The following is a 24,275-nucleotide window of genomic DNA, read 5'->3' on the forward strand; positions in this document are numbered from 1 at the left end:
CCGCCGTGGCCCGGGCGGCCACCTCCGTCAGGGCAACTCGACCACGACCGCGCCGAGATGCCGTCCCGTCAACACCTCGTGCAACGCGTCGGCGGCCCGTTCCATGCCCGTCACCGCGACGTGCGGGAAGGTGATCCCTCCGGTGCGGAGCCACCCCCCGAAGCGCTCCCGCCACTCGGCGTCCGTGTCCGGGTGGTCGAGCGGGCTGAAGCCGCGCAGCGAGATCCTCTTGAGGACGAGCGCGTACGAATCGAGCTCCACGCGCGCGGTGGCGCCGGTTCCGGCGGGGTCGAGCTGACCGGCGAGCGCGCCGACGAGCACGGCGCGGGCTCCGGGGCGGGCCGCGTCGACGGCCGCGCGCAGTTGTTCGCCGCCGACGTTGTCGAAGATCACGTCGAGGCCGTCGGGCGCGGCCTCGGCGAGCTGCGCGGCGAAGGGGACGCCGGCGTCCCGTACGACGGCCGCGTCGTAGCCGAGTTCGGTGACGAGCCGTTCGGCCTTGGCCGGGGAGCCGGTGGTGCCGACGACCCGGCCCGCGCCGAGGAGCCGGGCGATCTGCCCGGCCATCGTGCCGACGGCGCCCGCCCCGCCGGTCACGAGGACCGTGTCGCCCGCGCGCATCCGCGCGCCCCGGGTGAGCGCCGCGTACGCGGTCCTGCCCTGGGAGAGGTGGGCGACCGGGTCGGGCAGCGCGTCGCCGAGGGGCGTGCAGGCGGCGACGGGGACGGCGGCGTACTCGCGCCAGCCCTGCCAGTGGGAGACGAGCTCCCCGGGACGCGGGCCGCCGCCGTGCGGGGCGGACACGACCTCGCCGACGGCCGCGCCGAACAGCGTGTCGCCCGGCTCGACGGACGGGAGGGGCGCGCCCTCGATCCGGCCGGAGATGAGGGTCCGCAGCGCGGCCTGGACCGCGAACCAGCGGTTCCTGACGAGGACTTCGCCGGGGGCGGGCACGGGGAGCGCGGTCGTGACGAGTTCGAGGTGGTCGGGGGTCGGGAGGCCGTGCGCGGGTCGGGCGCGCAGCCGGATCTCGCGGTGGGTGGCCATGGCGTGCTCCAGGAGGAGGGCGGGCGGGTCGGCGGGACCGTAAACCCTGACCCGCGCGTCAGGGTCAAGCCCGCCCGCCGGTCGCCCCTCCGGAGACCCTGGTTCGCCGCTCCGGAGACCCTGGTCGCCCCTCCGGAGACCTTAGGAGCGGACCGCGCGCAGGACCACGAACTTCGGGTCGCTCGCGACCAGTTCGCTGTTGCCGAAGATCCGGCGGAGGGTGGCGTGGTAGCCGAGGTGCCGGTTGCCGACGACCCACAGTTCGCCGCCGGGGCGCAGGGCGCGCCGGGCGTCGGCGAACATGCGGCGGGCGGTGCGGTCGGTGGTGGCCTGGTGGCTGTGGAACGGCGGGTTGTTGAGGACCAGGTCCACCGAGCCGGGGGCCAGGTCCGCGAGTCCGTCGCCGACGAGGAACTCGGCCGCGCGCCCGTCGCCCGCGTGGGCGCGGAAGTTCGCCTCGGCCGAGGCGACGGCCTGGTACGACTCGTCGGTGAGGACCAGTTCCGCGTCGGGTTCGGCGAGGGCGACCGCGAGGCCCACCACGCCGTTGCCGCAGCCGAGGTCGGCGACGCGGGCCCGGCCCAGGTCGCGGGGCAGGTGCGCGAGGAGGAAGCGGGTGCCGATGTCGAGGCGGTCGGCGCAGAAGACGCCCGCGTGGTTGGTGACGGTCCGGCCGGGGAGGCCGGGCGCGGGGGTGTCGGCGGGCAGGGCGTACCGGTACGGCCAGGGGTTCGGGCCCGGGGCGGCGGCGGGGTCCGGCGTGGTGTGGATCAGCCGGGCCTTCTTCACCGCGAGGGAGGTGCGGGTGGGTCCGAGGATCCGCTCGAAGAGCTTCAGCGTGGAGGTGTGGATCTCCTTGACCATGCCGGTGCCGACGACGACGGTCCCCTCGTGGACGGCGGGGGCGAGGCGGTGCAGCTGGTCCTCCAGGAGCGCGAGGCTCTTGGGGACGCGGACGAGGAGCACGTCGATCCGCTCGGGCGGCGGGTCCTGGGTGGTGAGCAGCCGGACGGCGTCCGGGGCGGCGCCGGCGCGGGCGAGGTTGGTCCGGGTGGCCCGTCCGCCGAGGTACGAGTCGGTGATCTGGACGAGTTCGCCGGGCCCTGCCGCCCGGAGCGCGGTGACGAGGGCGCCCCAGCGGTCGCCGAGGACGACGACGGTGCCGGAGAGGTCGGTGCCGGTCTCGGCCAGGTGCCCCAGGAGGTACTCGTCGGACGCGTCCCAGGCGCGCAGCGGGTCGCGCGGGTCCTCGGGGTGGCGGGTCAGCGCGAAGGCGCCCCATGACGTGCTCAAACGGTTCATCGTGGGTTCAGGCTAGCCGGTCGCGGGGCCGGGCCGCCCCTCGTCCCGGTCGCGGGGCCGGGCCGCCCCCCGTCCCGGTCGCGGGGCCGGGCCGCCCCCCGTCCCGGTGGCGCGGGCCCGTCAGCGCAGGGCCGCGTCGAGCTGGAGGTGCCAGAGGCCGGGGCGGCCGGTGAGGGTGACGGTGGAGAGGGGGCGGACCTCGACGTTCCAGTACGTGGCGGGCGGCGCCTTCAGGGCGTACACGAGGGCGGCCCGTACGACGGAGGGTTCGGCGACGGCGACGATGGCGCCGTCCTCGGCTGGTCTGGTGTCGAGCCAGTTCCCTATCCGGGTGATGAAGGCGAGGAGGGGTTCGCCGCCGTGCGGGGCGGTGCGGGCGTCGGTGAGCCAGGCGTCGACGGCGACCGGGTCGAGGGCGGCGACCTCGGCGAGGGTCAGGCCGCGCCAGCGGCCCATGTCGCAGTCGCGCAGCGCGGGCTGGACGAGCGGCGCGTAGCCGAGGGCGGTGCCGGTGGCGCGGCTGCGCGGAGTCGGGGAGCAGTAGCGCAGTTCGGCCGCGCCGAGCGGGATGAGCGCGGGCGCGGCCTGCTGCACCTCGTACCAGCCGGCCTCGTCCAGCGGCCGGTCGTCGTCGAACCGTTCGGCGAGGAGGGAGGAGCTGCGTCCCGCCGTGACGAGCGTCACACGAAGACTCATGGCCGCGATCGTGAGGCCGGTGGCGCCGCTGGTCAAGGGGTCGTTTCGAGGGGGCGGAGGGGGTCCGGCTCACTGCCGCCCGAGAGCCATCCAGTTGTCCGGATTTCGTAGTGGCGCGAAACCCACCTTCTCGTACACGCCGTGGGCGTCGGCGGTGGCGAGCATGATGCGGCTCAGTCCGTACGGCTCCAGGAGGTCGCGGACGGCGGTGACGAGCGCGGTGCCGAGGCCGGTGCCCCGGGCGGGGCGGTCGACGTAGACGTCGCAGAGCCAGGCGAAGGTGGCGTAGTCGGTGACGACGCGCGCGTAGGCGCTCATCTCGCCGGTCTCGCGGTGGTAGGCGCCGAGGTTGAGCGAGCCCGCGATGGCCCGGTCCTGCTTCTCCCGAGGTCGGCCCGGGGCCCAGTAGGAGTCGGTGGAGATCCAGTGGTGGACGCGGGCGGCGTCGATCCGGGCGGGGTCGGCCGATATCTCGTACGCCCCGTGCATGAGGGGGCCCTTCGGGGCGGTGCTGTCGCTCATGGGTGCAGGCTTCCAGGAGTACGGGGCGTTGTCAGGCGAATGTGCCGGGTGCGGTTGCGGGGCCGGGGGCGGGCGGGGCGCCCGTACGACCCGGCCCCGGACGTCAGGCGGTGAGTTCGTCCACCGCCGCGCGCAGGCGGCGCATCCCCTCCGCGATCTCCGCGGGGCCCGCGACACCCGCGAAACTCAGCCGGATGTGGCCGGCGGGCGGTTCGGCGCAGAAATAGGGGCGTCCGGGGGCCGCGGCGACCCCGGTGCGCAGGGCGGTGGCGTGGAGGGAGGCCTCGGGCAGGGCGTCGGGGAGGCGCAGCCAGAGGTGGTAGCCGCCGTGGGGGACGTGGGGCAGGGCGAGTTCGGGGAGGTGGCGGGCGAGGGCGCCGGTCATGGCGTCCCGGCGGCTCCTGAGCTCCTGGGACACGGCGCGGAGGTGGCGGGGCCAGGCCGGGGAGCCGACGAGTTCGAGCGCGGCCTCCTGGAGGGGCCGGGGGACGAAGAAGCTGTCGACGACCTGGATGGCGCGCAGCCGTTCCAGGACCGGGCCGCGGGCGGCGAGGGCGCCGACGCGGAGGCTGGGCGAGGTGGGCTTGGTGAGGGAGCGGACGTGGACGACGACGCCGTCCGGGTCCTCGGCGGCGAGGGGCTCGGGGAGCGGCGGGGCGTCCTCGTGCACGAGGCGGCGGGCGAAGTCGTCCTCGACGACGAAGGCCCCGGCGGCGCGGGCGATCCGGACGACCTCCCGGCGCCGCTCCGGCCCGAGGACGGCGCCCGTCGGGTTCTGGAAGAGGGGCTGGCAGACGAGGACGCGGGCCCCGGTGGCGCGGAAGGCGGCTTCGAGGAGGTCGGGGCGGACTCCCCCGGCGTCGGCGGGCACGGGGACGGGGCGGAGGCCGGCGGCGCGGGCGGCGGCGAGCATGCCCGGGTAGGTGGGCGACTCGACGAGGACGGGGGTGCCGGGCGGGGCGAGGGCGCGCAGGGCGGTGGTGATCGCGGACTGGCCCCCCGCGGTGATGAGGATCTCGGCCGCGGTGACGCTCCCGCCGATCTCGCGGGCGAACCATTCGCGCAGCTCGGGCAGGCCGTCGATGGGCGGCCTGCCCCAGGCGCCGGGGCGGCGGCCGGCCCGGGCGAGGGCGGCGGCGAGGGCCCGTTCGGGCTGGAGGGAGGGGTGGAGGTAGCCGCCGTTGAACTCGATCACGCCGGGCGGTGGCGCGGCGAGGGTGACGAGGACGCCGGAGGCGTCGACGGCCCGGGGCACGAGTTCGGTGGCGGTGTCGGCGCTGAGCGCGACCTCCTGCCAGGAGGTGTCCCCGGTGGCCGGGGTGGCGGTGCGGGGCTCCGCCCGGAAGGCGCCGGCGCCGGGCCGGGTGACGACGAGCCCTTCGGCGGCGAGCTGGGCGAGGGCGCGGGTGACGGTGACCGGGGAGACGCGGTAGCGCTCGACGAGCACCCGGCTCGACGGCAGCTTTCCACCCGGAGAGTAGCGGTCGAGTTCCGCTCTCAGGGATTTCGCCAGTTCCGCGACACTGCTACGCTCATGCATGAGGACACACGATAGCGCTACTACTCCTACCGCGATAGCGGTCACCGCCCCGGAGACCCGCACCGCCGGAGCGTCCGCCCCCTCGCTCCCCGGCACCGCCGGAGCCACGGCCGTTCACCGGGCCCCGGGGGCCGCCGGAACCACGACCGCCCGCCGGACCCCCGCGCCCGATCCCCGGGCCCGTGGCACCCTGCTCGCCGGGCTGGGCGTCGTCGCGTTCTCGCTCACCTTCCCGTCGACCGTCTGGGGCCTGGAGAGCTTCGGCCCCTGGTCGCTGGTGGCCGTGCGCTCCACCCTCGCCGCGCTCGTCGCCGGGGTCTTCCTGCTCGCCGGCCGGGTGCCGCTGCCGGACCGGCGGCACTGGGCGGGGCTCGCGGTGGTCGCGGGCGGGGTCGTCATCGGCTTCCCGCTCCTGACCAGCCTGGCGCTCCGGACGTCCACCACCTCCCACGCCGCCGTGGTGGTGGGCCTCCTGCCGCTCACCACGGCGGCCCTCGCCGCCCTGCGGACGGGCCGGCGCCCGTCCCGCACCTTCTGGACCGCGGCCGTCTCCGGCGCCGTGGTGGTGCTCGGCTTCACGGTCGTGGAGAGCGGCGGCGGGCTCTCCACCGGCGACCTGTACCTCTTCGGGGCGCTGCTCGTGTGCGCGGCCGGCTACACCGAGGGCGGGCGGCTCGCCGCGCTGATGCCGGGCTGGCAGGTCGTCGGCTGGGCGCTGATCCTCTGCCTGCCGCTGATGCTGGCCGGTTCGGCCGTCGCCCTGTCCCTGGAGCCGGTCCACCTGAACGTCCACGGCGTCGTCGGCCTGGTGTGGGTCGCCGCCGGTTCGACCTTCTTCGGCTTGTACGTCTGGTACCGGGGCATGGCCGCGATCGGCATCCCGAAGGCCAGCCAGCTCCAGCTCGCCCAGCCGCTCCTCACCCTCGTCTGGTCGGTCACGCTCCTCGGCGAGACCCTGTCGCCGACCGCCCCCGTCGCGGCGGTCGCGGTCCTGGTCTGCATCGCGGTCACCCAGCGCTCGAAGTCGTGATCCGGCGGCCGGAGAAGGGCCCGGCGCGACGGACGGGGGTGACGGGGCCACAATGGCAAGCAGAGACCCGCAGGAGGCGCGCGCCGGCGCGGCGCGTGCCCGTTCGCGAGGAGGTCACCCCGATGCAGGCGAGCGTGGGCGACACACTGCTGGTGCACGGACGGACCGTCGGCCACCACGACCGCATGGCCGAGGTCCTTCAGGTGCTGGGGGAGGACGGCACTCCCCCGTACCGCGTGAAGTTCGACGACGGACACGAGGCCCTGATGTCGCCGGGCCCCGACACCGTCGTGCGTCACCACCCGGAGGCGGAGGCCGGCTGAGCCACCGCCGCCGACCGGGACGCCCCTATCCCGGCGGACGGACCCTGGTCGGGTAGTGATCGGCCACCACGGTGGCCATCGCCCCGATCCGGTCCCGCGCGACCTCCTTGGCCGAGAAGAAGCAGTGGCCGCCGACGCCCGGATACCCCTTGGCCAGCTCCAGGTGGCGGGAGAGCTCCTCCGGGTCCTGCCAGGCAGCGGGCTGGGCGGGGTCGCCCGCCTTGTGGAGCGCCTCGCCGACGTAGAGGCCGACGCCGGTGCCCCGTACCGTCTCGTCCCACCAGGGCAGCAGCTCGGCGTAGTCGGCCGCGGGCAGGCCGATGTTCCAGTACAGCTGCGGGACGATGTGGTCGAGCCAGCCCTCCCGCACCCACTTGCGGGTGTCGGCGTACAGGTCGTCGTACGTCTGGACGCCCGCGGCGGTGTCCGAGCCCTCCGGGTCGGTGGCGGCGTTCCGCCAGACCCCGAAGGGGCTCACGCCGAAGGCCACGTCCGGCCTGGCCTCCTTGACGCGGACGGACATCTCGGAGACCAGCAGATCGGTGTTGTGCCGCCGCCAGGACGCCTTGTCGGGGAAGCCCCCGCCGTGGCGCGCGTACGTCCCGTCGTCGGCGAAGGCCTGCCCGGCGACCGGGTACGGATAGAAGTAGTCGTCCCAGTGCACGGCGTCGACGTCGTAGCGGCGCACCGCGTCCAGCATGGCGTCCTGGACGAAGCGCCGGACCTCGGGAAGCCCGGGGTCGTAGTACAGCTTCCCGCCGTAGGGCAGCACCCACTCCGGGTGCCGCCGCGCCGGGTGGGAGGCGACGAGCCGGGCCGGATCGGTGTGGTTCGCCACCCGGTACGGGTTGAACCAGGCGTGCAGCTGGAGGTCCCGCGCGTGGGCCTCGGCGACGGCCGTGCCCAGCGGGTCCCAGCCGGGGTCGCGGCCCTGGGCGCCGGTCAGGCACTCCGCCCACGGCTCGTACGGCGAGGGCCACAGGGCGTCGGCGGTCGGCCGGACCTGGAGGACCACGGCGTTGAGCCGCCGCCCGGCCGCCGTGTCGAGGTGGACGAGCAGCTCGGAGCGCTGCTGCGCGGCGGTCAGGCCGGGCCGGGAGGGCCAGTCGATGTTGTTGACCGTCGCCAGCCACACGCCGCGGAACTCCCGGCGGCGGTACGGCCTGCCCCGCGTCCGGCTCCTCACCTCGGGCGCCGCGCCCGCGCCCGTGACCCCGCGGTCCGCCCCCGCCGCCGCCGTCGTCCCTGTCGTTCCCGTCACGGCGAGCGCCGCCCCGGTGGTGCCGACCACGAACCCTCTTCTCCCGATAGGCCGCATTTGCGCTCCTCCTCTGTCGGATACGTCACACTCACCGGGAGAGCATGCCCACGCCCCGGGCGATCGATCATCGGTTAATGAGCGGTAACGTCGTGGGATCGAGGCGGACGCACGGAATCACACGGACCCGCCCCCGGCAGAAGAGCGAAAGGCACGAGGTGACGGACTCCATGGCCGACATTGAGCGCGTCGGAGTGGTGGGCTGCGGCCAGATGGGCGCGGGCATCGCGGAGGTGTGTGCCCGGAGCGGCCTTGAGGTGAAGGTCGCCGAGACCACCGGCGAGGCGCTGGAGATCGGCCGCACGCGGCTCTACAACTCGCTGGCGAAGGCCGCCGAACGCGGCAAGATCAGCGAGGAGGAGCGGGACGCGACGCTCGCGCGCCTCAGCTTCACCACCGACCTGGGCGAGTTCGCCGACCGCGACCTCGTCATCGAGGCCGTGGTGGAGAACGAGCAGGTCAAGACCGAGATCTTCCAGGTCCTCGACCAGGTGATGACCCGGCCGGACGCCATCCTGGCCTCGAACACCTCCTCCATCCCGCTGGTGAAGCTGGCCGTGGCGACCTCCCGCCCCGACCAGGTCATCGGCATCCACTTCTTCAACCCGGCCCCGGTGCAGAAGCTCGTCGAGCTGATCCCGGCCCTCACCACCTCCGAGGGCACGATCAGCCGGGCCCAGGCCTTCGCCGAGAAGACGCTCGGCAAGCACGCGATCCGCGCCCAGGACCGCTCCGGCTTCGTGGTGAACGCGCTGCTCGTGCCGTACCTGCTCTCCGCGATCCGGATGTTCGAGTCGGGCATCGCGAGCCGCGAGGACATCGACAACGGCATGGAGTTCGGCTGCGCCCACCCGATGGGCCCGCTGAAGCTGTCCGACCTGATCGGCCTGGACACGATCGCCTCGATCGCCGACTCGATGTACTCGGAGTTCAAGGAGCCGCTGTACGCCGCTCCCCCGCTGCTCCAGCGCATGGTGGACGCGGGCCGGCTCGGCCGGAAGTCGGGCTGGGGCTTCTACCCGTACTCCTGACGCTCCCCCTCGCTCCCGGCGCCCGGCCGCCGGGACCTCACGACCACTCTCCGCACCACCCGGACGGCCCGTACTCCCGCACAGGTACGGGCCGTCCGGCCTTTCCCGGGCCCGGCTCAGCCGAGGCGCAGATGGTGGAGCATCAGCAGTCCGGCGGCCATGTTGGCGGCCGGGACCTCGCCCCGGGCGATCATGTCGGGGATCTGCTTCAGCGGGATCCAGGCCCGCCGCGAGGACTCGAAAGCGTCCTCGGGCGGCCCGGTGTACGTGGCCCGCTCCGCCCAGTAGAGGTGGTGGCGGGCGTCGGTGAGGCCGTTGGAGGGCTCGACGGTGAGGAGGTGGCGCAGCGGCCCCGGCCGCCAGCCGGTCTCCTCCTCCATCTCGCGGGCGGCGGCGGACTCGACGTCCTCGCCGTCCTCGACCACGCCGGCGGCCAGTTCCCAGCCCCAGCTGTCGGTGATGAAGCGGTGGCGCCAGAGCATCAGGACTTCGTCGGCCTCGTTGACGGCGGTCGCGACGGCGACCGGACGGAGCCGGATCAGGTAGTGGTCCAGGTGGCGGCCGTCCGGGAGTTCGACGTCCGCGAGGTTCACCCGGAACCAACGGTTCTCATAGACAGAGCGTTCGCTCAGTTTCGTCCACTGCACGTTCTTGCCACCTTCCGACTGGTCGGAGCCTTTTCGGTGGCAATATCGCAGCACTTGACGGAGCGAAGGGGATCAGAAGAGACCGGAGGAGACTGGAAAGGATCGGCACGGGTTGGAAAAGGCCAGAAAGGGTCAGAGGGGGACCCGCAGCGTCCCGTCGATGAGGGCCGCCGCCTCCCGGGCGTCCCGCGCGCCGCTCGCCAGGAGGCGCTCCCGCGCCTCCCGCAGCCGGTCCCGCAGCCGCCGCGACTCCATCCCGCGCGCCAGCTCCGTCATCTCCACGGCCGTGTGCGCCGCTCCGTCGGCCTCCCCCCGCCGCAGCTGCACCTGGCACAGCATGGCGAGCCGGTGCACCCGCCCCCGGTCGTGCGAGGGCGCCCCGACCGCCGCCGTGGCGTGCTCGTGGGCCGCCGGGAGATCGCCCAGGCCGAGCAGGGCCTCCGCGATCTGCACGTTGACGAGCCCCGGCTGCACATAGCCCGTCTCGGCCGGCTCCTCGCCCGGACTGATCCGCTCCGCCGCCGCCTCGGCCCGCCGGATGCAGGAGAGGGCGGCCGTGCCGTCGCCCAGGTGCGCGTACGCCTTCGCCTGCATCGCCGTCAGGTCGGCGGCGAGCGCCGGGGTGATCCCCGGCCCCGCCGCCCGCAGCGCCGCCTCCGCGAACGCCACCGCCTGCCGGTGCTCCCCCGTGAACAGCGACTGGTTGACGAGGAGCGCGATCACGTACGCGCCGAGCCCCCGGTCCCCGCTCGCCTTCGCGAGCCGCAGCGCCTGGTGGAAGTAGCGCTGGGCCAGGCCGTGCGCGTCGGCGTCGTAGGCGCAGATCCCGGCCACCGCCACCAGACCGCCGGCGGCGCGGTGCAGCCGCCGCCCGAGGACGTCGCCGTACGTGCCCCGGAGCAGCGGCGCCGTCTCGGCGGTGAGGAAGCCGACGACCCGGGCCCGGGTCGCGACGCCCCCCGCCTTGCGGTACATCTGCTCGTAGTGGGACCGGGCGGCGACCAGGACGGCGATGTCGGCCGCCGAGACCGCGGTCCGGCCGGTGCGGGAGACGTCCGTGTCCTCCGGCGGGTTCTCCCACTCCCACACGGGCATCACCGCGGGGGTGCCGGTCAGGGCGGGCGCGGCGACGATGTGCGGCCGCTGCTGCTCGTCGGAGCGCCAGAGGGCGGCCGCCCGCTCCACGAAGCCGGAGAGCGGCGAACCGGCCGCCGGGACCGGGCCGCCCGGGACCCCGAGGCCGATGTCGTCCAGGGTCACCTGCCGGTCCAGCCGGGCGGCGAGCACCTCGCAGATCAGGTCGGGCACCTGGCCGCGCGGCCGCTGGCCCTTCAACCAGCGGGCCACGGCGGTGTGTTCGTAGCGCAGGGCGAGTCCCCTGGCCCGGCCGGCCCGGTTCACCCGGGTGGCGAGGCCGGCGTGCGAGACGCCCGCTTCGTCGAGCAGGGCGTCGAGCAAGGTGTTGGGCTGCATGGCCGCTCCGGTCCGCTCGGTGAACTCAGCGTAGCGGTGGCCGATTTCGTACGGGGCGAAGTGGCGCGGAGTGGCCCCGTACGAGGGGAATCCCGTGCACGGGGTGTACGCGCGGGGGGCCGCGCGAGTCCTCCGCGGGGATTTCGCACGGGGTGTGAACGAAGCACCCGTTCTTCCGGCCCGCGCGCGCTGCCGCGCCCGGCCCGCCCCCGGTTGACTGTGCTTCTCGCCGCAAGGCGACGACCGGGCCGCCGGCTCCCCCTCGTACAGTGCGGCCGCCCGGTCCGCGTCGCCCGCCCCGCTGATCTGCCCGACACTCCGTGGCGGGGCGGGCGGCGCCGGTACCGTCCCCCTCCTCTCAACAGTGGGAGGAGGGGGCGGGCCGGGGACGGCGCAGCCCGGGTTCGGCGGGCTGCGCCGGCACCCTGGCACGGTCGTTCCGTACGACGAGGAGCGCGACGTCGTCGGCGGGCCGACCGCCCGTGTGGCGCAGCAGCTCCGCGTGGACCCGGCGGACGAGGGCCGCGGGCGCCTCGCCGGGCGGCCCGGTCAGGGCGGCGTCGAACGCGAAGAACCGGCCCCGGTGGTCCCGGGCCTCCTCCGCGCCGTCGGTGTGCAGGACGAGGGTCTCGCCGGGCAGCAGCCGGGCCGCGGTGTGCGGCGCGAGGCCGGCGGGCAGCGGCAGCACCCCGAGCGGGGGCAGCGGGTCCCCCACGGGAAGGCGCTCCGCCTTCCGGCCGAGGCGGTACGGGCCGGGGTGACCGCAGTTGAACACGGCGAGCCGCCCGTCGGGCGCGACCTCCAGGAGCAGCAGGGTCACGAACTCCTCCGCCGCCGGGTGTTCGGGGTCCGACCCGGCCCGCGCCGGGTGCTCGTCCCGGGCCCGCTCCCTCAGGTGCCGCTCCAGGGCCCGCTCCAACCGCCTCAGCACCCCGGCGAGTTCGGGCTCGTCGTGGGCGGCCTCGCGGAAGCTGCCGAGCACCGCCACCACCGCGCCGAGCGCGGCGAGCCCGTGGCCCCGGACGTCCCCGACGACGATCCGCACCCCGTAGGGGGTGGCCACCGCCTCGTACAGGTCCCCGCCGACGGACGCGCCCCGGGAGGCGGAGAGCTGGCCGGCGGCCAGGGTCAGCCCTTCGAGGCGGCCCGGCGGCGGCCGCAGCAGCACCCGCTGGGTGGCGGCCGCGACGGCCCGCGCCCGGGCCAGCTCGCGTACGAGCCCGCGCCGGACGCCGAGGACGAGACCGATGCCGACGGAGAGGAAGACGGCGCTGGTGGCGATCCGTATCGGCAGCCCCGGCTCCCTGGCCGGCGGACAGGCGAACCTCCACGCCACGGCCACCGCGCCCCAGGCGGCGGGAAGAGCGAGCGGGGCCAGCCGGCGGAGCCGGGAGCCATCGGAGTCCAACGACCTCGTACGGATCATGCACGGCCCTTCCCGAGCCCCGACAGCACCCGAAGGCACCGCGGCACGCAGGTCCGCCCCTGCGGCCGCGTCGATTGTCCCGACCGCGCGCACCCCCGCGGAACACCCCCGGACGATCTCACCCGAAGGAGTGAGCACCCTCGGCGCGCCGCCCTTCGCCGGGGCCACGCCGTCGGCACGGACGCGCGAGCCTCGTGAAGGTGTGCGTGTCGCGGGCCTTCGAGAAACGGCGGAGGGCCGCCCCGGGAAGAACTCCCGGGGCGGCCCTCCTGGTGCCGCTGCGAGGTCAGGCGCCGCGCAGGACGGCGCCCGTGCGGTCGGACGCCAGGGCGACGGCCGCGTCGCGGGCCGCGGAGGCCTCGTCGACCGTCAGGGTGCGGTCCGGGGCGCGGAACTTCAGGGCGTACGCCAGGGACTTGGTGCCCTCGCCGAGCTGGTCGCCGGTGTAGACGTCGAACAGCCGGATGGACTCCAGGAGTTCGCCCGCGCCCTCGCGCAGGGCGGCCTCGACCTCGGCGGCCGGGACGCCGTCGGCGACGACCAGGGCCACGTCCTGGGTGGCGACCGGGAAGGCGGAGATCCGGGGGGCCTTGAGGGGGCCCTCGGACGCCGCCTCGACCAGGTCGAGGTCGAGCTCCATCGCGCTGGTCCGGGCCGGCAGGCCGAAGGACTTCACCACGCGCGGGTGCAGCTCGCCCGCGTAGCCCGCCGTGTGCTCCTCGCCGTCGACGACGACGCGCAGCTCGGCGCAGCGGCCCGGGTGCCACGGGCCGTACTGGCCCTGGCGCACGATCAGTTCGGCGCCGGCCTCACGGGCGACCGTGCGGGCGGCCTCGACCGCGTCCGCCCAGTCGGTCGGGTGGCCCTTGCCCCACCAGCCGGCCTGCTCGCGCGCGCCGGCGAGGACGACGGCGGCGTGCCGGGGCTGCGCGGGCAGGGCCGCGTTGACCTCGGCGATCTGCTCGTCCGTGGGACGCCGGTCGACGCCCAGGCGGACGGCGACGCCCGGCCGCTCGCCGGCCAGGAAGACCAGGCCGGTCTCGAAGAGCGCCAGGTCGTGGCTGCCCCGGCTGTCGTTGCGGCGCAGCGCCCCGAGCAGGCCCGGGAGCAGCGTCGTACGGAGCGCGGGCTCCTCGTCCGAGAGCGGGTTGACCAGCTTCACCACGCGGCGGGAGACGTCGTCCGCGTCCAGGCCGAGCTGGTCGAAGACCTGCTCGCCGAGGAACGGGTAGTTCAGCGCCTCGACGTAGCCGGCGCCGGCCAGGGCGCGGCCCACGCGGCGGTGGACGCGCTGGCGCTCGGTGAGCCCGCGGCCGGCCGGGGGCCTGGGCAGCGTGGAGGGCAGGTTCTCGTAGCCCTCCAGCCGGATGACCTCTTCGGCCAGGTCGTTCGGCTCGTTGAGGTCGGGCCGCCACGAGGGGACGGTGACGATCAGCTCGTCCTGGCCGTAGACGTCGCAGCCGACCTCCTGGAGGCGGCGGACGACGGTCTCGCGGCCGTAGGCGACGCCCGCGACCTTGTCCGGGTGGTCCGCCGGGACGACGATCGTCCGGGGCGCGGACGGGGCGACGACCTCGGTGACGCCGGCCTCGGCCGTGCCGCCCGCGAGCAGCACGAGCAGGTCGACGGTGCGCTGCGCGGCAGCGGCGGCGGCCTGCGGGTCGACGCCGCGCTCGAAGCGCTTGGACGCCTCGGAGGCCAGCTTGTGGCGGCGGGCCGTGCGGGCGATCGAGATCGGGTCGAAGTGCGCGGCCTCGACGACGACCTCGGAGGTGCCGGTGACGACGCCGGTCTCCGGGTCGGTGACCGGGTCGGCGATCTCCGTGTTGGCGCCGCCCATGACGCCCGCGATGCCGATCGGGCCGCGGTTGTCGGTGATGACCAGGTCCGCGGCGTCCAGGACGCGGACGGTGCCGTCGAGGGTGGTGATCTTCTCGCCGGCCTCGGCGCGGCGGACCCCGATGGGGCCGTCGAGCCGGGTGCGGTCGTAGGCGTGCAGCGGCTGGCCGAGCTCCAGCATCACGTAGTTGGTGACGTCCACGGCCAGCGAGATCGGGCGCATGCCGGCCTTCTGGAGGCGGCGCTGGAGCCAGATCGGGGAACGGGCCTCGGGCGCCAGGCCGACGACGGTGCGCGCGGTGAAGCGGTCGCAGCCGATCGGGTCGGTGATCTGGACCGGGTGGCCGTACGAGTTCGGCGCGGGCACGTCGAGCAGTGCCGGGTCGCGCAGCGGCAGGCCGTAGGCGGTGGCCGTCTCGCGGGCGACGCCGCGCATCGAGAGGCAGTAGCCGCGGTCCGGGGTGACGGCGATGTCGAGGACCTCGTCGAACAGCTCCAGGAGGACCGTGGCGTCGGTGCCGACCTCGTGCTCCGGCGGCAGCACGATGATGCCGTGCGAGCCGTCGTCGCCCATGCCGAGCTCGTCGCCGGAGCAGATCATGCCCCGGGAGACGCGGCCGTACGTCTTGCGCTCGGCGATCCGGAAGTCACCGGGGAGGACGGCGCCGGGCAGGGCCACGACGACCTTGTCGCCCTCGGCGAAGTTCCGGGCGCCGCAGATGATCTCCTGGGGCTCGCCGGTGCCGTTGGCCCGCCCGACGTCGACGGTGCAGAAGCGGATGGGCTTCTTGAACTCCGTCAGCTCCTCGATGGTCAGGACCCTGCCGACCACCAGGGGGCCGGTCAGGCCGGCGCCGAGCTGCTCGACGGCCTCGACCTCGAGGCCCGCCGAGATGAGTTTGGCCTGGACGTCGCGGCCGGTCTCCGTCGCCGGCAGGTCGACGTACTCCCGCAGCCAAGAAAGCGGGACCCGCATCAGATCTCCATCCCGAACGGCCGGGTGAACCGGACGTCACCCTCGACCATGTCTCGCATGTCTTCGACGTTGTGGCGGAACATCAGCATCCGCTCGATGCCGAACCCGAAGGCGAATCCGCTGTACTTCTCGGGGTCCACGCCGCAGGCGACGAGCACCTTCGGGTTGACCATGCCGCAGCCGCCGAGCTCGATCCAGCCCTCGCTGCCGCAGGTGCGGCAGGGCCGGTCCGGGTTGCCGACGGACTGGCCGCGGCAGACGTAGCAGAGCATGTCCATCTCGGCGGACGGCTCGGTGAAGGGGAAGAAGTTCGGGCGCAGCCGGGTCTTCATGTCCGGGCCGAAGAGCGCCTGGACCATGTGGTCGAGGGTGCCCTTGAGGTCGGCCATGGTGAGGCCCTCGTCGACGGCGAGCAGCTCGATCTGGTGGAAGACCGGGGTGTGCGTGGCGTCGAGCTCGTCGGTGCGGTAGACGCGGCCGGGACACACGACGTAGACCGGGGGCTCCCGGTCGATGAGCGTGCGGGCCTGCACCGGGGAGGTGTGGGTGCGCAGGACGACGCCGGACTCGTCGCCGGTGGTGGCCGTTCCCTCGGCGGACGTTCCCTCGACGAAGAAGGTGTCCTGCATCTGGCGGGCCGGGTGGTCCGGGACGAAGTTGAGGGCGTCGAAGTTGAACCACTCCGCCTCGACCTCGGGACCCTCGGCGACCTCGTACCCCATGGAGACGAAGACGTCGGAGACGCGCTCCATGAGGGTGGTCAGCGGGTGGCGGGCGCCGGCCGGGACGCGGTCGTACGGCAGGGTGACGTCGACGGCCTCCTCGACGAGGACGCGGGCGTCGCGCTCGGCCTCCAGCTCGCTCTGGCGGGCGGCGAGCGCCTTGGAGACGGCGCCGCGGGCCTGGCCCACGAGCTTGCCCGCGGCGGCCTTGGCCTGCGGGGGCAGGGCGCCGATCTCCCGGTTGGCGAGCGCCAGCGGCGAGGTGCCACCGGTGTGCGCGGTCTTCGCGTGTGCGAGCGCGTCGAGGTCGCCCGCGGCGGCGAAGGCGGCGAGCGCCTCGTCCCGCATGCGCTCGATCTCTTCCGGTTTCAGTGCCTCGACCTCAACCGGGTCGTACGACTTATTGGGTGCGGACATCTCTTCCCGTGCTTCCGTTGGCTTGGCTGGGCGGCCCCGCTCGACGTCAAGGGCGCAAACGTGCCAAAGGTCGAGTCTAACGGGGTGGGGGGACGCGAATGAGCCCGTGGGCGGGCCGGACGGCTCCTGATCGTCCCCGGTCTCGCGGGGCGAGACGTCAGAGGAGGTGGGCCGGGGTGCCGACGGGCAGGATAAATCGGAACTCGGCCCCGCCGCGGGGGCCCCGTCCGACGGTGATGGTGCCGCCGTGGGCCTCGACGACGCCCTTGACGATGTAGAGGCCGAGACCGGTGCCGCCGCGCTTGCTGCCCCGCCAGAAGCGGGTGAAGACGCGGCTCATGGACTCCTCGGGGATGCCGGGGCCCTCGTCGCTCACGGTGACCTCCGTTCCCTCTTCTCCGTCGTCGCCCGCCGTGGTGGGCGCCACCTCGATGGTGACGGTTCCCTCGCCGTGGCGCACCGCATTTTCGAGGAGGTTCCCGAGGATCTGGTCGATCTTGTCGGGGTCGGCCCAGAGCGGGGGCAGCTGCGGCCTGATCCGTACGAAGAAGCGGTCCGGGGACTGGCCGCCGCTGGTGTGGGCGTGGACGTGCCGGCCGACGGCCGCCGCGATGTCGACGGGCTGGCGGCGGACCTCCAGGCGGCCGGAGTCGATCCGGGAGATGTCGAGGAGCTCGGCGATCAGCCGCTTGATGCGGCCGGCGTCGGCGTCGACGGTCTCCAGCATCAGCCGCTTCTGCTCGTCGGTGAACCGCTCCCACTTGTGGAGGAGGGTGGCGGTGAAGCCCTTGACGGAGGTGAGCGGGGAGCGGAGCTCGTGGGCGACGGTGGCGATGAGCTCGGCGTGGCTGCGTTCGGTGCGGCGGCGCGCCTCGGTGCCGCGCAGGGAGACGACGACCCTGCGGACGGGGCCCGTGGGGTGCTCGCGGACGTAGCGGGCGGAGACGAGGACCTCGCGGCCGCCGGGGAGGAGCAGGTTGCGCTCGGGCTGTCCGCTGCGGGTGGCGATTCCCCCGTACGGGTCGGTCAGCGTCCACCAGCGGCGGCCCTTGAGGTCCTCCAGGGGCAGCGCCCGGTCGAGGGGGAGGCCGAGGGCCCGGTCGGCGGGGACGGCGGTGATGCGGGCGGCGGCGGCGTTGAAGCAGACGACGCGGCCGGTCCCGTCGGCGACGACGAGCCCGTCGGGCAGGTCGTCGGGGTGGAGCCCGGCGAAGCCGACGGGATCGCCGGGGTCGGCGGAGTCGGCGCGGTCGGCCGGGCCGGTGGCGTCGGCGCGGTCGGCCGGGCCGGTGGTTCCGGCCGTCAGGGCGGGGCCGGTCCGATCGGCGGAGGCGTCCGGGCCGGCGGGGTCCGCGGTCTCGGCGGGGCCGGCCCGTTCCGGGACGTGCGGGCCGTCGCTCCGTGCCTGTGCGGGACTGTCCGTGCCGGCCGTCATCCCCGTTCCCCACCCCTCCGTGTAGCGCAGTGGGCCCCCCGAGTGCGCCACTCTACTGGGCGGGAGGGGCGGAATGGGCCCTTCCGGGGGTCCCTCAGGGGGAGGTTCGGGGGCGCTGGGCGCGCGCGGAGGCGTACAGGCAGACCGCGGCGGCGGTGGCGAGGTTGAGGCTCTCGGCCTTGCCGTGGATCGGGACGCGGACGACGGCGTCGGCGAGGGCCCGGGTCTCCTCGGGCAGCCCCCAGGCCTCGTTGCCGAAGATCCAGGCGGTGGGCCCGCCCATGGTGCCGGCGTCCAGCTCGTCGTCGAGGTCGTCCCGCCCGGCCCCGTCGGCGGCGAGGATCCGTACGCCCGCCGCCTTGAGTCCGGCGACGGCCTGCTCGACGGGGACGCCGACGGCCACCGGCAGGTGGAAGAGCGAACCGACGGAGGCGCGCACGGACTTGGGGTTGTAGAGGTCGACGGAGGCGTCGGTGAGGACGACGGCGTCGGCGCCGGCCGCGTCGGCGCAGCGCAGCACGGTGCCGGCGTTCCCGGGGTCGCGCACGTGGGCGAGGACGGCGACCAGCTTGGGGCGGGCCGCGACGATCTCCTCGAACGGCGAGTCGAGGAAGCGGCAGACGCCGACGAGCCCCTGCGGGGTGACGGTCTGGGAGACCTCGGCGAGGACGGCGTCGGAGGCGTGGTGGACGCGGACCCCGGCGGCGCGGGCCGCGTCGACGATGGCGGCGTACCGCTCGGCGGCCTCGACGGTGGTGAACAGCTCGACGAGGGTGGGCTCCCCGCCGGGTCCCCGGTGCTCGACGGCCTCGCGGACGGCCTGGGGGCCCTCGGCGATGAAGAGGCGGTCCTTGCCCCGGAAGTTGCGCTTGGCGAGCCGCCGGGCGGCGACGACGCGCGGGGAACGCGGGGAGATCAGCTCGGGGGTGACCATGGCGTGCGGCGGTTCTCTCTTCGGGGCCGGGGGCTGCGGGGCAGCCGGGTGCGGTCGCGGTCCGGCGCGGTGCCGGAGGGACGGTGCCGCGCGGTACGGGCGGGGTGGGGCGGCGCCGCCCGGTACGGGCGGTGCGGTGCCGCGCCGTACGGACGGTGCCGCGCGACCGGGGGCGGCGCGGTCCGGCGGGCGCGGTGGGGTCGCGGCGCGGTCCGGGTGTTCCGGGGGCCGACGCACCCGGACCCGCAGGCGCGTGGGCGTCTGCGGGTCCGGGCGGAAGTACTGCGGGCCTGGAAGATCAGGCGGCGGCCTTCGGGGCGTTGACGTCGGCCGGGAGGGCCTTCTGCGCGACCTCGACCAGCGCGGCGAACGCGTTGGCGTCGTTGACGGCCAGCTCGGCGAGGATCTTGCGGTCCACCTCGATGTTGGCGGCCTTCAGACCCTGGATGAGGCGGTTGTACGTCATGCCGTTCAGGCGGGCAGCGGCGTTGATGCGCTGGATCCACAGCTGACGGAAGTCGCCCTTGCGCTTCTTGCGGTCGTTGTAGTTGTAGACCAGCGAGTGGGTGACCTGCTCCTTGGCCTTGCGGTACAGGCGCGAACGCTGACCGCGGTAGCCGGAGGCCGCCTCGAGGATCGCCCGGCGCTTCTTGTGGGCGTTGACTGCCCGCTTGACGCGTGCCACTTGTTAACTCCTTGTAGCGGGGTCGTGGTTGGACTCACACGACCCGAAAAACGAATGGGTCCCGGACCTGGCCGGTTGCCCTCGTCGCCGAGGGCGGGTGATCAGATCAGATGCCCAGCATCTTCTTGATCTTGGCCGCGTCGCCCGGGGCCATCTCCGCGTTGCCGGTGAGGCGGCGGGTCAGCTTGGACGACTTGTGCTCGAGCAGGTGGCGCTTGCCGGCGCGCTCGCGCAGGATCTTGCCGGAGCCGGTGACCTTGAAGCGCTTCTTGGCACCGGAGTGCGTCTTGTTCTTCGGCATCGCGCCGTATCTCCTCGTCAGTGGCGCTCCCCCCGGTGCGGACACCGGACGTCCGGGAGCGTCAGTTCTTCGTTCGGTGGGTCCGGGCGGGGCCCGGGGCCGCCTGGGTGGCAGCCCCTCGGGTCACGCCTCGGGGGTCTCGGCCGGAGCCTCGGCGACCGGGGCCTCGGCCTCGGGTGCCGGAGCCTCGGACGTCTCCTCGGCGGTGACGCCCTGGCGCTCGGCCTTGCGTGCGGCCTGGGCCTCACGCGCCTCGGCCATGGCCTCGGTCTTCTTCTTGTGCGGGCCGAGAACCATGATCATGTTCCGGCCGTCCTGCTTCGGGTTGGACTCGATGAAGCCAAGCTCCTCGACGTCCGACGCCAGCCGCTGCAGCAGCCGGAAACCAAGCTCGGGGCGGGACTGCTCACGACCACGGAACATGATCGTGATCTTGACCTTGTCGCCCTGCTTGAGGAACCGGACGACGTGACCCTTCTTGGTGTCGTAGTCGTGCGGGTCGATCTTCGGCCGGAGCTTCATCTCCTTGATGACCGTGTGCGCCTGGTTCTTGCGCGCCTCACGGGCCTTCATGGCCGACTCGTACTTGAACTTCCCGTAGTCCATGAGCTTGCACACGGGCGGACGGGCGTTCGCCGCGACCTCGACCAGGTCGAGGTCGTACTCCTGTGCGAGCTCCAGGGCCTTGGCAAGCGGAACAATCCCGACCTGCTCGCCGCTGGGTCCGACAAGTCGCACCTCGGGAACGCGAATCCTGTCGTTGATGCGGGGCTCGGCGCTGATGGATCCTCCTCGGTAGCACCACGCGACCGCCTGGCGGACGGACGCGCAACGTCTGTTTCTGAGACCAACCGAGCCGGTACATGAAAAATGCCCCGGACGGGACACAGGCGGGGCTCCAGGGAAATACCGGAACACCGCCGCGGTCAACCGCGGGGCGCACATCGGGCGGCTCCATCGTCCGTACGGAACGATGGGCACCACCTGACCGGTGACCCGCCGCCCGTGAGGGTGGTCGGGTGGGAGTACGGAGCCTCCACTTGTGGGCCGGACACACACGTGTCCAGCCGGTCGTAACACAAGGTTAGCAGGACCCGCCGGTCTCCGCTAACCGGAGACCGGCATATCGTGTGGGGCATGAGCGAGACGCCCCAGAACGAGTCCACCGACTCCTCCGACACCCTCGACTTCGAGGCCATGACCCACGACATCGCCGAGGTCCCGGCGGTCAGGGTGATCGTGACCGTCGCCGTCAACCTGATGAGCGCCGCCGCGGTGAAGCTCGGCCTCACCGAGGAGGGTGACAAGTACAAGGACCTCGACGAGGCCCGCAAGCTGGTGCACGCGCTCGCGGGCCTGCTCGACGCCGGCGCGACCGAGGTCTCCTCCTTCCACGCCGCGCCCCTGCGGGACGGCCTGAAGTCCCTCCAGCTCGCCTTCCGCGAGGCCTCCCTGATCCCGGACGAGCCGGGCCAGGGTCCGGGCGAGAAGTACACCGGACCGGTGTACGGCTAGGACCCGTCACGGGGGTACGGGGGTCGCCCCCCGAGGAGAACAGCCACGGGGCCGGGTACGGCCAGGACCCTTACCTCCCCGCGTCCCGTACGTAGAAGGGCTCGCCCGGAGGCGTGGCCGAGGCCGGCAGGAGTGCCAGGTCGAGGCCCCGCACCAGGCGGGCCCTCAGTGTCTCGTCGGCGGCCAGGGCGCGGGCCACGCCCCGGGCGGCCTCCGCGGGGGAGGCGTCCCCGGCGAGGACCAGGGCGAGGGTGCCGTCGGCGCTGCCGGGGCCCAGGTGGGCGCGGAGCACGGCGGGCTCGGCGGCGACGGCGGCCCGGACCGCCTCCCGCACGGCGGGGTCGTCGAGCGGGTCGGCGCTGGCGCGGCCCTCGGCGAGGGCGAGCAGGGCCGGTCCGGTGACCTGGTACGGCACGGGGCCCGCGAGGTCGAGGAGGAGCGTGTCCGCCTTCTCGTGGGCGACGGCCTGGAGCGCCTGGTGCAGCGGGACGGCCACGGGCCGGGCCTCGGGGTCCCAGAGGGCGAGCGCGGCGGTCGAGGTGAAGGCGGGCAGGGCCCGCCGGTCGCCGGCCGTGAGGGTGGGGACCGCCATGTCGCTGGTCTTCTCGCGGCGCAGGCCGTTCTCGTCGGTCTCGACCTCGCCGAGGACGGCGACGACGGGGACGAGCAGCCGGGCCTCGCGCAGGGCTTCGAGGACGGGGCCGTGGGCGGTCCTGTCCTGCGCCCAGGCCGCGAGGGCCGCGGTGAGCCGCGGGTCGGCGGTGCCGTCGTCGTCGGAGAAACCGGGGTCCGGGATGTTCTTGAGCGCCACGCCCCGAGCCTAGCCGCCGGGCCGGTGCGCGCGGTCCGCCGGGTGTCAGCCGGTGCGGTGGGCGCGCCGGAGCACCACGGCGGTGAGGAGCAGCAGGGCGCCGAGGCCGCCGAGGAGCGGGGCGAGCAGGCCGAAGGAGCGGGGCTCCTCGGCGGCGGCGACGGGGCCGGGGCCGAAGTACCGCCCCCGGTAGCCGGTGGCGGTGTCCTTCGGGTCGCCGCCCTCGAGCCGGGCGCCCGCCTCGATGGCCGCGGCCGGGTCGACCGTCCCGTACCCCTTGGCGTCGCTGCGGCCGTCCTTGGGCCGGCTGCGCGCGGTGTCGATGAGCAGGGTCTTGATCCGGGCCGGGGTGAGGTCGGGGTGGGCGGCCCGGACGAGGGCGACGGCCCCGGAGACGAACGCGGCGGCGGCGCTGGTGCCCCAGCCCTCGTAGTAGCGGCGGTCGGGGTCGGCGATGACGACGTCGACGCCGGGGGCGCTGACGGTGGCGTACCAGCGGCGGGTGGAGAAGGAGGCGCGGGTCCCGTAGCGGTCGACGGCGGTCACGGCGATGACGCCGGGGTAGGCGGCGGGGTACGAGACGTGGTCGCCCTTCTCGCCGCCGTTCCCGGCGGAGGCGACGACGGAGACCCCCTTGGACAGGGCGTACTGGACGGCGGCGTCCTCGCCCGCGTCGGGGTGGGCGGACTCGGAGTCGTCGCCGAGGGAGAGGTTGATGACGTCGGCGCCGTGGTCGGCGGCCCAGCGGATGCCCTGGGCGAGGGCGGTGCCCCGGCTCTTGCGGGCCTTGTCGCGGGCCTTGTCGGAGGACTCCAGGATGACCCGTACGGGGAGGATCCCGGCCTCGGGCGCGATGCCGAGGACGCCGTCCCGGCCGTCGGGGCCGTGGCCGTGTCCGGCGATGATCCCGGCCATGGCGGTGCCGTGCCGGGCCCAGGCGCGGTCGCCCCGTTCGGCGCCGAAGCCGATGAGGTCGTGTCCGGGCAGGACGGAGCCTTCGAGGTCGGGGTGGTCGGCGTCGACGCCGGTGTCGAGGACGGCGACGGTGACGCCCTCGCCCTTGGTGGTGCGCCAGGCCTCGTCGGTGTGGAGGGCTTCGAGGCCCCACTGCCGGGCCCGGATGGTGTCGGCGTGCGCGGGCGCGGTGGTGGCGGGCAGGACGGAGAAGGCGGCGGCGAGCAGGACGGCCGCGCCGCCGCGCGCGTGCCGGCGGACGGATCGGTTCACCGGGTCTTCTCCTTCGCCGCCGCGGTGGCGGTCGTGCGCAGCAGACGCTCCAGGCGCTCGGTGATGCCCTTGGCCTCGTGGCCGAGGCCGGACTGGGCGACGGCGTCGGTGCGGCCCTCGGCCGTGGCCCGGTCGGCGGGCTGGGGGGCGTCGACGGTCCGGCCGTCGGCGAAGCCGGAGACGGCGGTGACGACGACGGGGAGGTCGGCGGGGGCGCTCGTCCACCAGCTCGCGCGCTGCCGGTCGCCGAAGCGGGCGGCGACGGTGGAGGGGCCGGAGAGGGCCGGGGGGACGTCCTGGCCGAGGCGGGCGGTGAGGCCCCGGCCGAGGGTGCGCTGAGCGGCCGCGTCGGCGCGGGTGAAGACGAGGCCGACGGTGATCACGCTGCTGGCGGTGGCGTCGGTGTACGTGGCGCGCAGGACGCGCTCGCAGCCGAGCGGCTCGACGGTGGCGAGCAGGCCCTCGGCGAGGACGGCGGGCGAGCAGGCGGCGTCCGGGGCGACGACGATCCGGGTCCAGGTGCGGGCGGCGGAGCCGGGGCCCGCGCCGGGGCCCGCGAGGGTGCGGGGGAAGAGGGTGTCGACGGGGGCGTTGTGCCAGAGTTCCCGGGCCTCGGCGTATCCGGCGGGCTCGGCGGGCTTGCCGGGCTCGGCGGCCGCGAGCCACACCCCGGCGAGGGCGCCGCCGATGAGCCCGAACCCGAGCACGGCGCAGACGGCGACCGCGGCCGTCCGCCCGGCGCTCCTGCGGTCCCGGACGGGCCGCAGCCGCGTGGTGATCTCGACGGGCGCCTCGGGCGGCGCGGCGCGGTGACCGGGGGCGCGGCCGTACGACGGCGTGAAGGACGCGGGGGCGGCTGTCGGGCGGACCGTCGGCCTGGCGGGCGCGGCCGGGGTTGCCTGCGGCGGCACGAAGGGCGCGGCCGGGGGCCGGGGCGGTACGGCCCGCGGGGGCGCGGCCGGTCCGGACGCCGGACGTGCCGGCGCGGGGAACGGCGCCGGCGGACGGGAGGGGGGCGCCTGCGGCGGGGCGAGCGGCCCGGACGCGGGCCGTACGGG

The 24,275-nt window shown here is 74.8% G+C and carries 23 protein-coding genes; 4 read left to right on the forward strand and 19 right to left on the reverse strand.

The annotated features are described in order from the left end of the window. Positions 1-27: 27 nt before the first annotated feature. The 5 genes from ADL08_RS31880 to ADL08_RS31900 form a co-directional block, all read right to left on the reverse strand. Positions 28-1,047, reverse strand: coding sequence for an MDR family NADP-dependent oxidoreductase (locus tag ADL08_RS31880; RefSeq protein ID WP_053649186.1), 1,020 nt, complete (start codon positions 1,045-1,047; stop codon positions 28-30). A gap of 141 nt (positions 1,048-1,188) precedes the next feature. Further along, positions 1,189-2,349: a methyltransferase gene (locus tag ADL08_RS31885; RefSeq protein ID WP_078968560.1), complete on the reverse strand. Its 1,161-nt coding sequence runs from the start codon at positions 2,347-2,349 to the stop codon at positions 1,189-1,191. 120 nt (positions 2,350-2,469) lie between these two features. After that, complete coding sequence (locus tag ADL08_RS31890) at positions 2,470-3,045, reverse strand: histidine phosphatase family protein (protein ID WP_053649221.1); 576 nt, start codon at positions 3,043-3,045, stop codon at positions 2,470-2,472. Between the two features lie 69 nt (positions 3,046-3,114). After that, positions 3,115-3,567 carry a GNAT family N-acetyltransferase gene (locus ADL08_RS31895; RefSeq protein WP_053649190.1) on the reverse strand — a complete coding sequence of 151 codons (453 nt, stop codon included), beginning with the start codon at positions 3,565-3,567 and terminating at the stop codon, positions 3,115-3,117. Between the two features lie 103 nt (positions 3,568-3,670). Next, positions 3,671-5,107, reverse strand: coding sequence for a PLP-dependent aminotransferase family protein (locus ADL08_RS31900; RefSeq protein ID WP_053649193.1), 1,437 nt, complete (start codon positions 5,105-5,107; stop codon positions 3,671-3,673). On the opposite strand from ADL08_RS31900, the gene ADL08_RS31905 reads away from it, so the two are divergent. Both ADL08_RS31905 and ADL08_RS31910 read left to right on the forward strand, forming a co-directional pair. Further along, on the forward strand, positions 5,106-6,137 hold the full coding sequence (locus tag ADL08_RS31905; protein WP_078968561.1) for a DMT family transporter: 1,032 nt from the start codon (positions 5,106-5,108) through the stop codon (positions 6,135-6,137). The genes ADL08_RS31900 and ADL08_RS31905 overlap by 2 nt on opposite strands. A gap of 122 nt (positions 6,138-6,259) precedes the next feature. Then, positions 6,260-6,460 carry a DUF1918 domain-containing protein gene (locus ADL08_RS31910; protein WP_053649225.1) on the forward strand — a complete coding sequence of 67 codons (201 nt, stop codon included), beginning with the start codon at positions 6,260-6,262 and terminating at the stop codon, positions 6,458-6,460. Between the two features lie 25 nt (positions 6,461-6,485). On the opposite strand, the gene ADL08_RS31915 is transcribed toward ADL08_RS31910, so the two are convergent. Continuing rightward, on the reverse strand, positions 6,486-7,778 hold the full coding sequence (locus ADL08_RS31915; RefSeq protein WP_053649195.1) for a glycoside hydrolase family 10 protein: 1,293 nt from the start codon (positions 7,776-7,778) through the stop codon (positions 6,486-6,488). A gap of 170 nt (positions 7,779-7,948) precedes the next feature. Here ADL08_RS31915 and ADL08_RS31920 point away from each other — a divergent pair, with 170 nt between their 5' ends. Next, complete coding sequence (locus ADL08_RS31920) at positions 7,949-8,809, forward strand: 3-hydroxybutyryl-CoA dehydrogenase (protein WP_053649227.1); 861 nt, start codon at positions 7,949-7,951, stop codon at positions 8,807-8,809. Between the two features lie 116 nt (positions 8,810-8,925). Here the strand turns inward: ADL08_RS31920 and ADL08_RS31925 are convergent, their stop codons facing one another. The 10 genes from ADL08_RS31925 to infC form a co-directional block, all read right to left on the reverse strand. Then, positions 8,926-9,456 carry an NUDIX hydrolase gene (locus tag ADL08_RS31925; protein ID WP_053649196.1) on the reverse strand — a complete coding sequence of 177 codons (531 nt, stop codon included), beginning with the start codon at positions 9,454-9,456 and terminating at the stop codon, positions 8,926-8,928. A gap of 132 nt (positions 9,457-9,588) precedes the next feature. Beyond that, entirely contained in the window at positions 9,589-10,929 is a 1,341-nt protein-coding gene (locus tag ADL08_RS31930; protein WP_053649198.1) for a hypothetical protein, read from the reverse strand. A 358-nt stretch (positions 10,930-11,287) separates the two neighbouring features. Then, complete coding sequence (locus ADL08_RS31935) at positions 11,288-12,355, reverse strand: PP2C family protein-serine/threonine phosphatase (RefSeq protein ID WP_053649200.1); 1,068 nt, start codon at positions 12,353-12,355, stop codon at positions 11,288-11,290. 286 nt (positions 12,356-12,641) lie between these two features. Continuing rightward, positions 12,642-15,170: a phenylalanine--tRNA ligase subunit beta gene (gene pheT / locus ADL08_RS31940; RefSeq protein ID WP_053649202.1), complete on the reverse strand. Its 2,529-nt coding sequence runs from the start codon at positions 15,168-15,170 to the stop codon at positions 12,642-12,644. Next, complete coding sequence (gene pheS / locus ADL08_RS31945; protein WP_053649204.1) at positions 15,170-16,309, reverse strand: phenylalanine--tRNA ligase subunit alpha; 1,140 nt, start codon at positions 16,307-16,309, stop codon at positions 15,170-15,172. The genes pheT and pheS overlap by 1 nt, the downstream gene beginning before the upstream one ends. 157 nt (positions 16,310-16,466) lie before the next feature. Beyond that, the gene (locus tag ADL08_RS31950; RefSeq protein WP_107092153.1) at positions 16,467-17,744 is read right to left on the reverse strand and encodes a sensor histidine kinase; all 1,278 of its coding nucleotides are present in this window, start codon (positions 17,742-17,744) and stop codon (positions 16,467-16,469) included. Between the two features lie 94 nt (positions 17,745-17,838). Further along, positions 17,839-18,678, reverse strand: a complete 840-nt coding sequence (locus ADL08_RS31955; RefSeq protein ID WP_053649207.1) for a TrmH family RNA methyltransferase — start codon at positions 18,676-18,678, stop codon at positions 17,839-17,841. Between the two features lie 298 nt (positions 18,679-18,976). Next, complete coding sequence (gene rplT / locus ADL08_RS31960; protein WP_015032398.1) at positions 18,977-19,363, reverse strand: 50S ribosomal protein L20; 387 nt, start codon at positions 19,361-19,363, stop codon at positions 18,977-18,979. 106 nt (positions 19,364-19,469) lie between these two features. Next, on the reverse strand, positions 19,470-19,664 hold the full coding sequence (gene rpmI / locus ADL08_RS31965; RefSeq protein ID WP_015032399.1) for a 50S ribosomal protein L35: 195 nt from the start codon (positions 19,662-19,664) through the stop codon (positions 19,470-19,472). 123 nt (positions 19,665-19,787) lie between these two features. Next, positions 19,788-20,447 (reverse strand): translation initiation factor IF-3, encoded by a 660-nt coding sequence (gene infC, locus ADL08_RS31970; protein WP_078968563.1) that lies wholly within the window; start codon positions 20,445-20,447, stop codon positions 19,788-19,790. 354 nt (positions 20,448-20,801) lie between these two features. Between infC and ADL08_RS31975 the strand changes: the two genes are divergently transcribed. Beyond that, positions 20,802-21,179, forward strand: a complete 378-nt coding sequence (locus ADL08_RS31975; protein WP_053649211.1) for a DUF1844 domain-containing protein — start codon at positions 20,802-20,804, stop codon at positions 21,177-21,179. A gap of 70 nt (positions 21,180-21,249) precedes the next feature. Here ADL08_RS31975 and ADL08_RS31980 read toward each other — a convergent pair whose 3' ends face one another. The 3 genes from ADL08_RS31980 to ADL08_RS38885 all read right to left on the reverse strand — a co-directional run. Next, positions 21,250-21,990, reverse strand: coding sequence for an SseB family protein (locus tag ADL08_RS31980; protein ID WP_053649213.1), 741 nt, complete (start codon positions 21,988-21,990; stop codon positions 21,250-21,252). A gap of 45 nt (positions 21,991-22,035) precedes the next feature. Continuing rightward, complete coding sequence (mycP, locus tag ADL08_RS31985; protein ID WP_053649215.1) at positions 22,036-23,217, reverse strand: type VII secretion-associated serine protease mycosin; 1,182 nt, start codon at positions 23,215-23,217, stop codon at positions 22,036-22,038. Beyond that, positions 23,214-24,275 (reverse strand): hypothetical protein (locus ADL08_RS38885; RefSeq protein ID WP_324615461.1); only part of this gene is annotated, 1,062 nt, incomplete at its 5' end. The genes ADL08_RS38885 and mycP, both read right to left, overlap by 4 nt.

Source organism: Streptomyces sp. NRRL F-6492 (assembly GCF_001280125.1).
Classification (GTDB): domain Bacteria; phylum Actinomycetota; class Actinomycetes; order Streptomycetales; family Streptomycetaceae; genus Streptomyces.

Excerpts from the sequence above, each read along its gene's own strand:
- ADL08_RS31880 (WP_053649186.1), bottom strand. The coding sequence starts at position 1,047 with ATGGCCACCCACCGCGAGATCCGGCTGCGCGCCCGACCCGCGCACGGC.
- ADL08_RS31885 (WP_078968560.1), bottom strand. The coding sequence starts at position 2,349 with ATGAACCGTTTGAGCACGTCATGGGGCGCCTTCGCGCTGACCCGCCAC.
- ADL08_RS31890 (WP_053649221.1), bottom strand. The coding sequence starts at position 3,045 with ATGAGTCTTCGTGTGACGCTCGTCACGGCGGGACGCAGCTCCTCCCTC.
- ADL08_RS31895 (WP_053649190.1), bottom strand. The coding sequence starts at position 3,567 with ATGAGCGACAGCACCGCCCCGAAGGGCCCCCTCATGCACGGGGCGTAC.
- ADL08_RS31905 (WP_078968561.1), top strand. The coding sequence starts at position 5,106 with ATGAGGACACACGATAGCGCTACTACTCCTACCGCGATAGCGGTCACC.
- ADL08_RS31900 (WP_053649193.1), bottom strand. The coding sequence starts at position 5,107 with ATGCATGAGCGTAGCAGTGTCGCGGAACTGGCGAAATCCCTGAGAGCG.
- ADL08_RS31910 (WP_053649225.1), top strand. The coding sequence starts at position 6,260 with ATGCAGGCGAGCGTGGGCGACACACTGCTGGTGCACGGACGGACCGTC.
- ADL08_RS31915 (WP_053649195.1), bottom strand. The coding sequence starts at position 7,778 with ATGCGGCCTATCGGGAGAAGAGGGTTCGTGGTCGGCACCACCGGGGCG.
- ADL08_RS31920 (WP_053649227.1), top strand. The coding sequence starts at position 7,949 with ATGGCCGACATTGAGCGCGTCGGAGTGGTGGGCTGCGGCCAGATGGGC.
- ADL08_RS31930 (WP_053649198.1), bottom strand. The coding sequence starts at position 10,929 with ATGCAGCCCAACACCTTGCTCGACGCCCTGCTCGACGAAGCGGGCGTC.
- ADL08_RS31935 (WP_053649200.1), bottom strand. The coding sequence starts at position 12,355 with ATGATCCGTACGAGGTCGTTGGACTCCGATGGCTCCCGGCTCCGCCGG.
- pheT (WP_053649202.1), bottom strand. The coding sequence starts at position 15,170 with ATGCGGGTCCCGCTTTCTTGGCTGCGGGAGTACGTCGACCTGCCGGCG.
- pheS (WP_053649204.1), bottom strand. The coding sequence starts at position 16,309 with ATGTCCGCACCCAATAAGTCGTACGACCCGGTTGAGGTCGAGGCACTG.
- ADL08_RS31950 (WP_107092153.1), bottom strand. The coding sequence starts at position 17,744 with ATGACGGCCGGCACGGACAGTCCCGCACAGGCACGGAGCGACGGCCCG.
- ADL08_RS31955 (WP_053649207.1), bottom strand. The coding sequence starts at position 18,678 with ATGGTCACCCCCGAGCTGATCTCCCCGCGTTCCCCGCGCGTCGTCGCC.
- rpmI (WP_015032399.1), bottom strand. The coding sequence starts at position 19,664 with ATGCCGAAGAACAAGACGCACTCCGGTGCCAAGAAGCGCTTCAAGGTC.
- ADL08_RS31975 (WP_053649211.1), top strand. The coding sequence starts at position 20,802 with ATGAGCGAGACGCCCCAGAACGAGTCCACCGACTCCTCCGACACCCTC.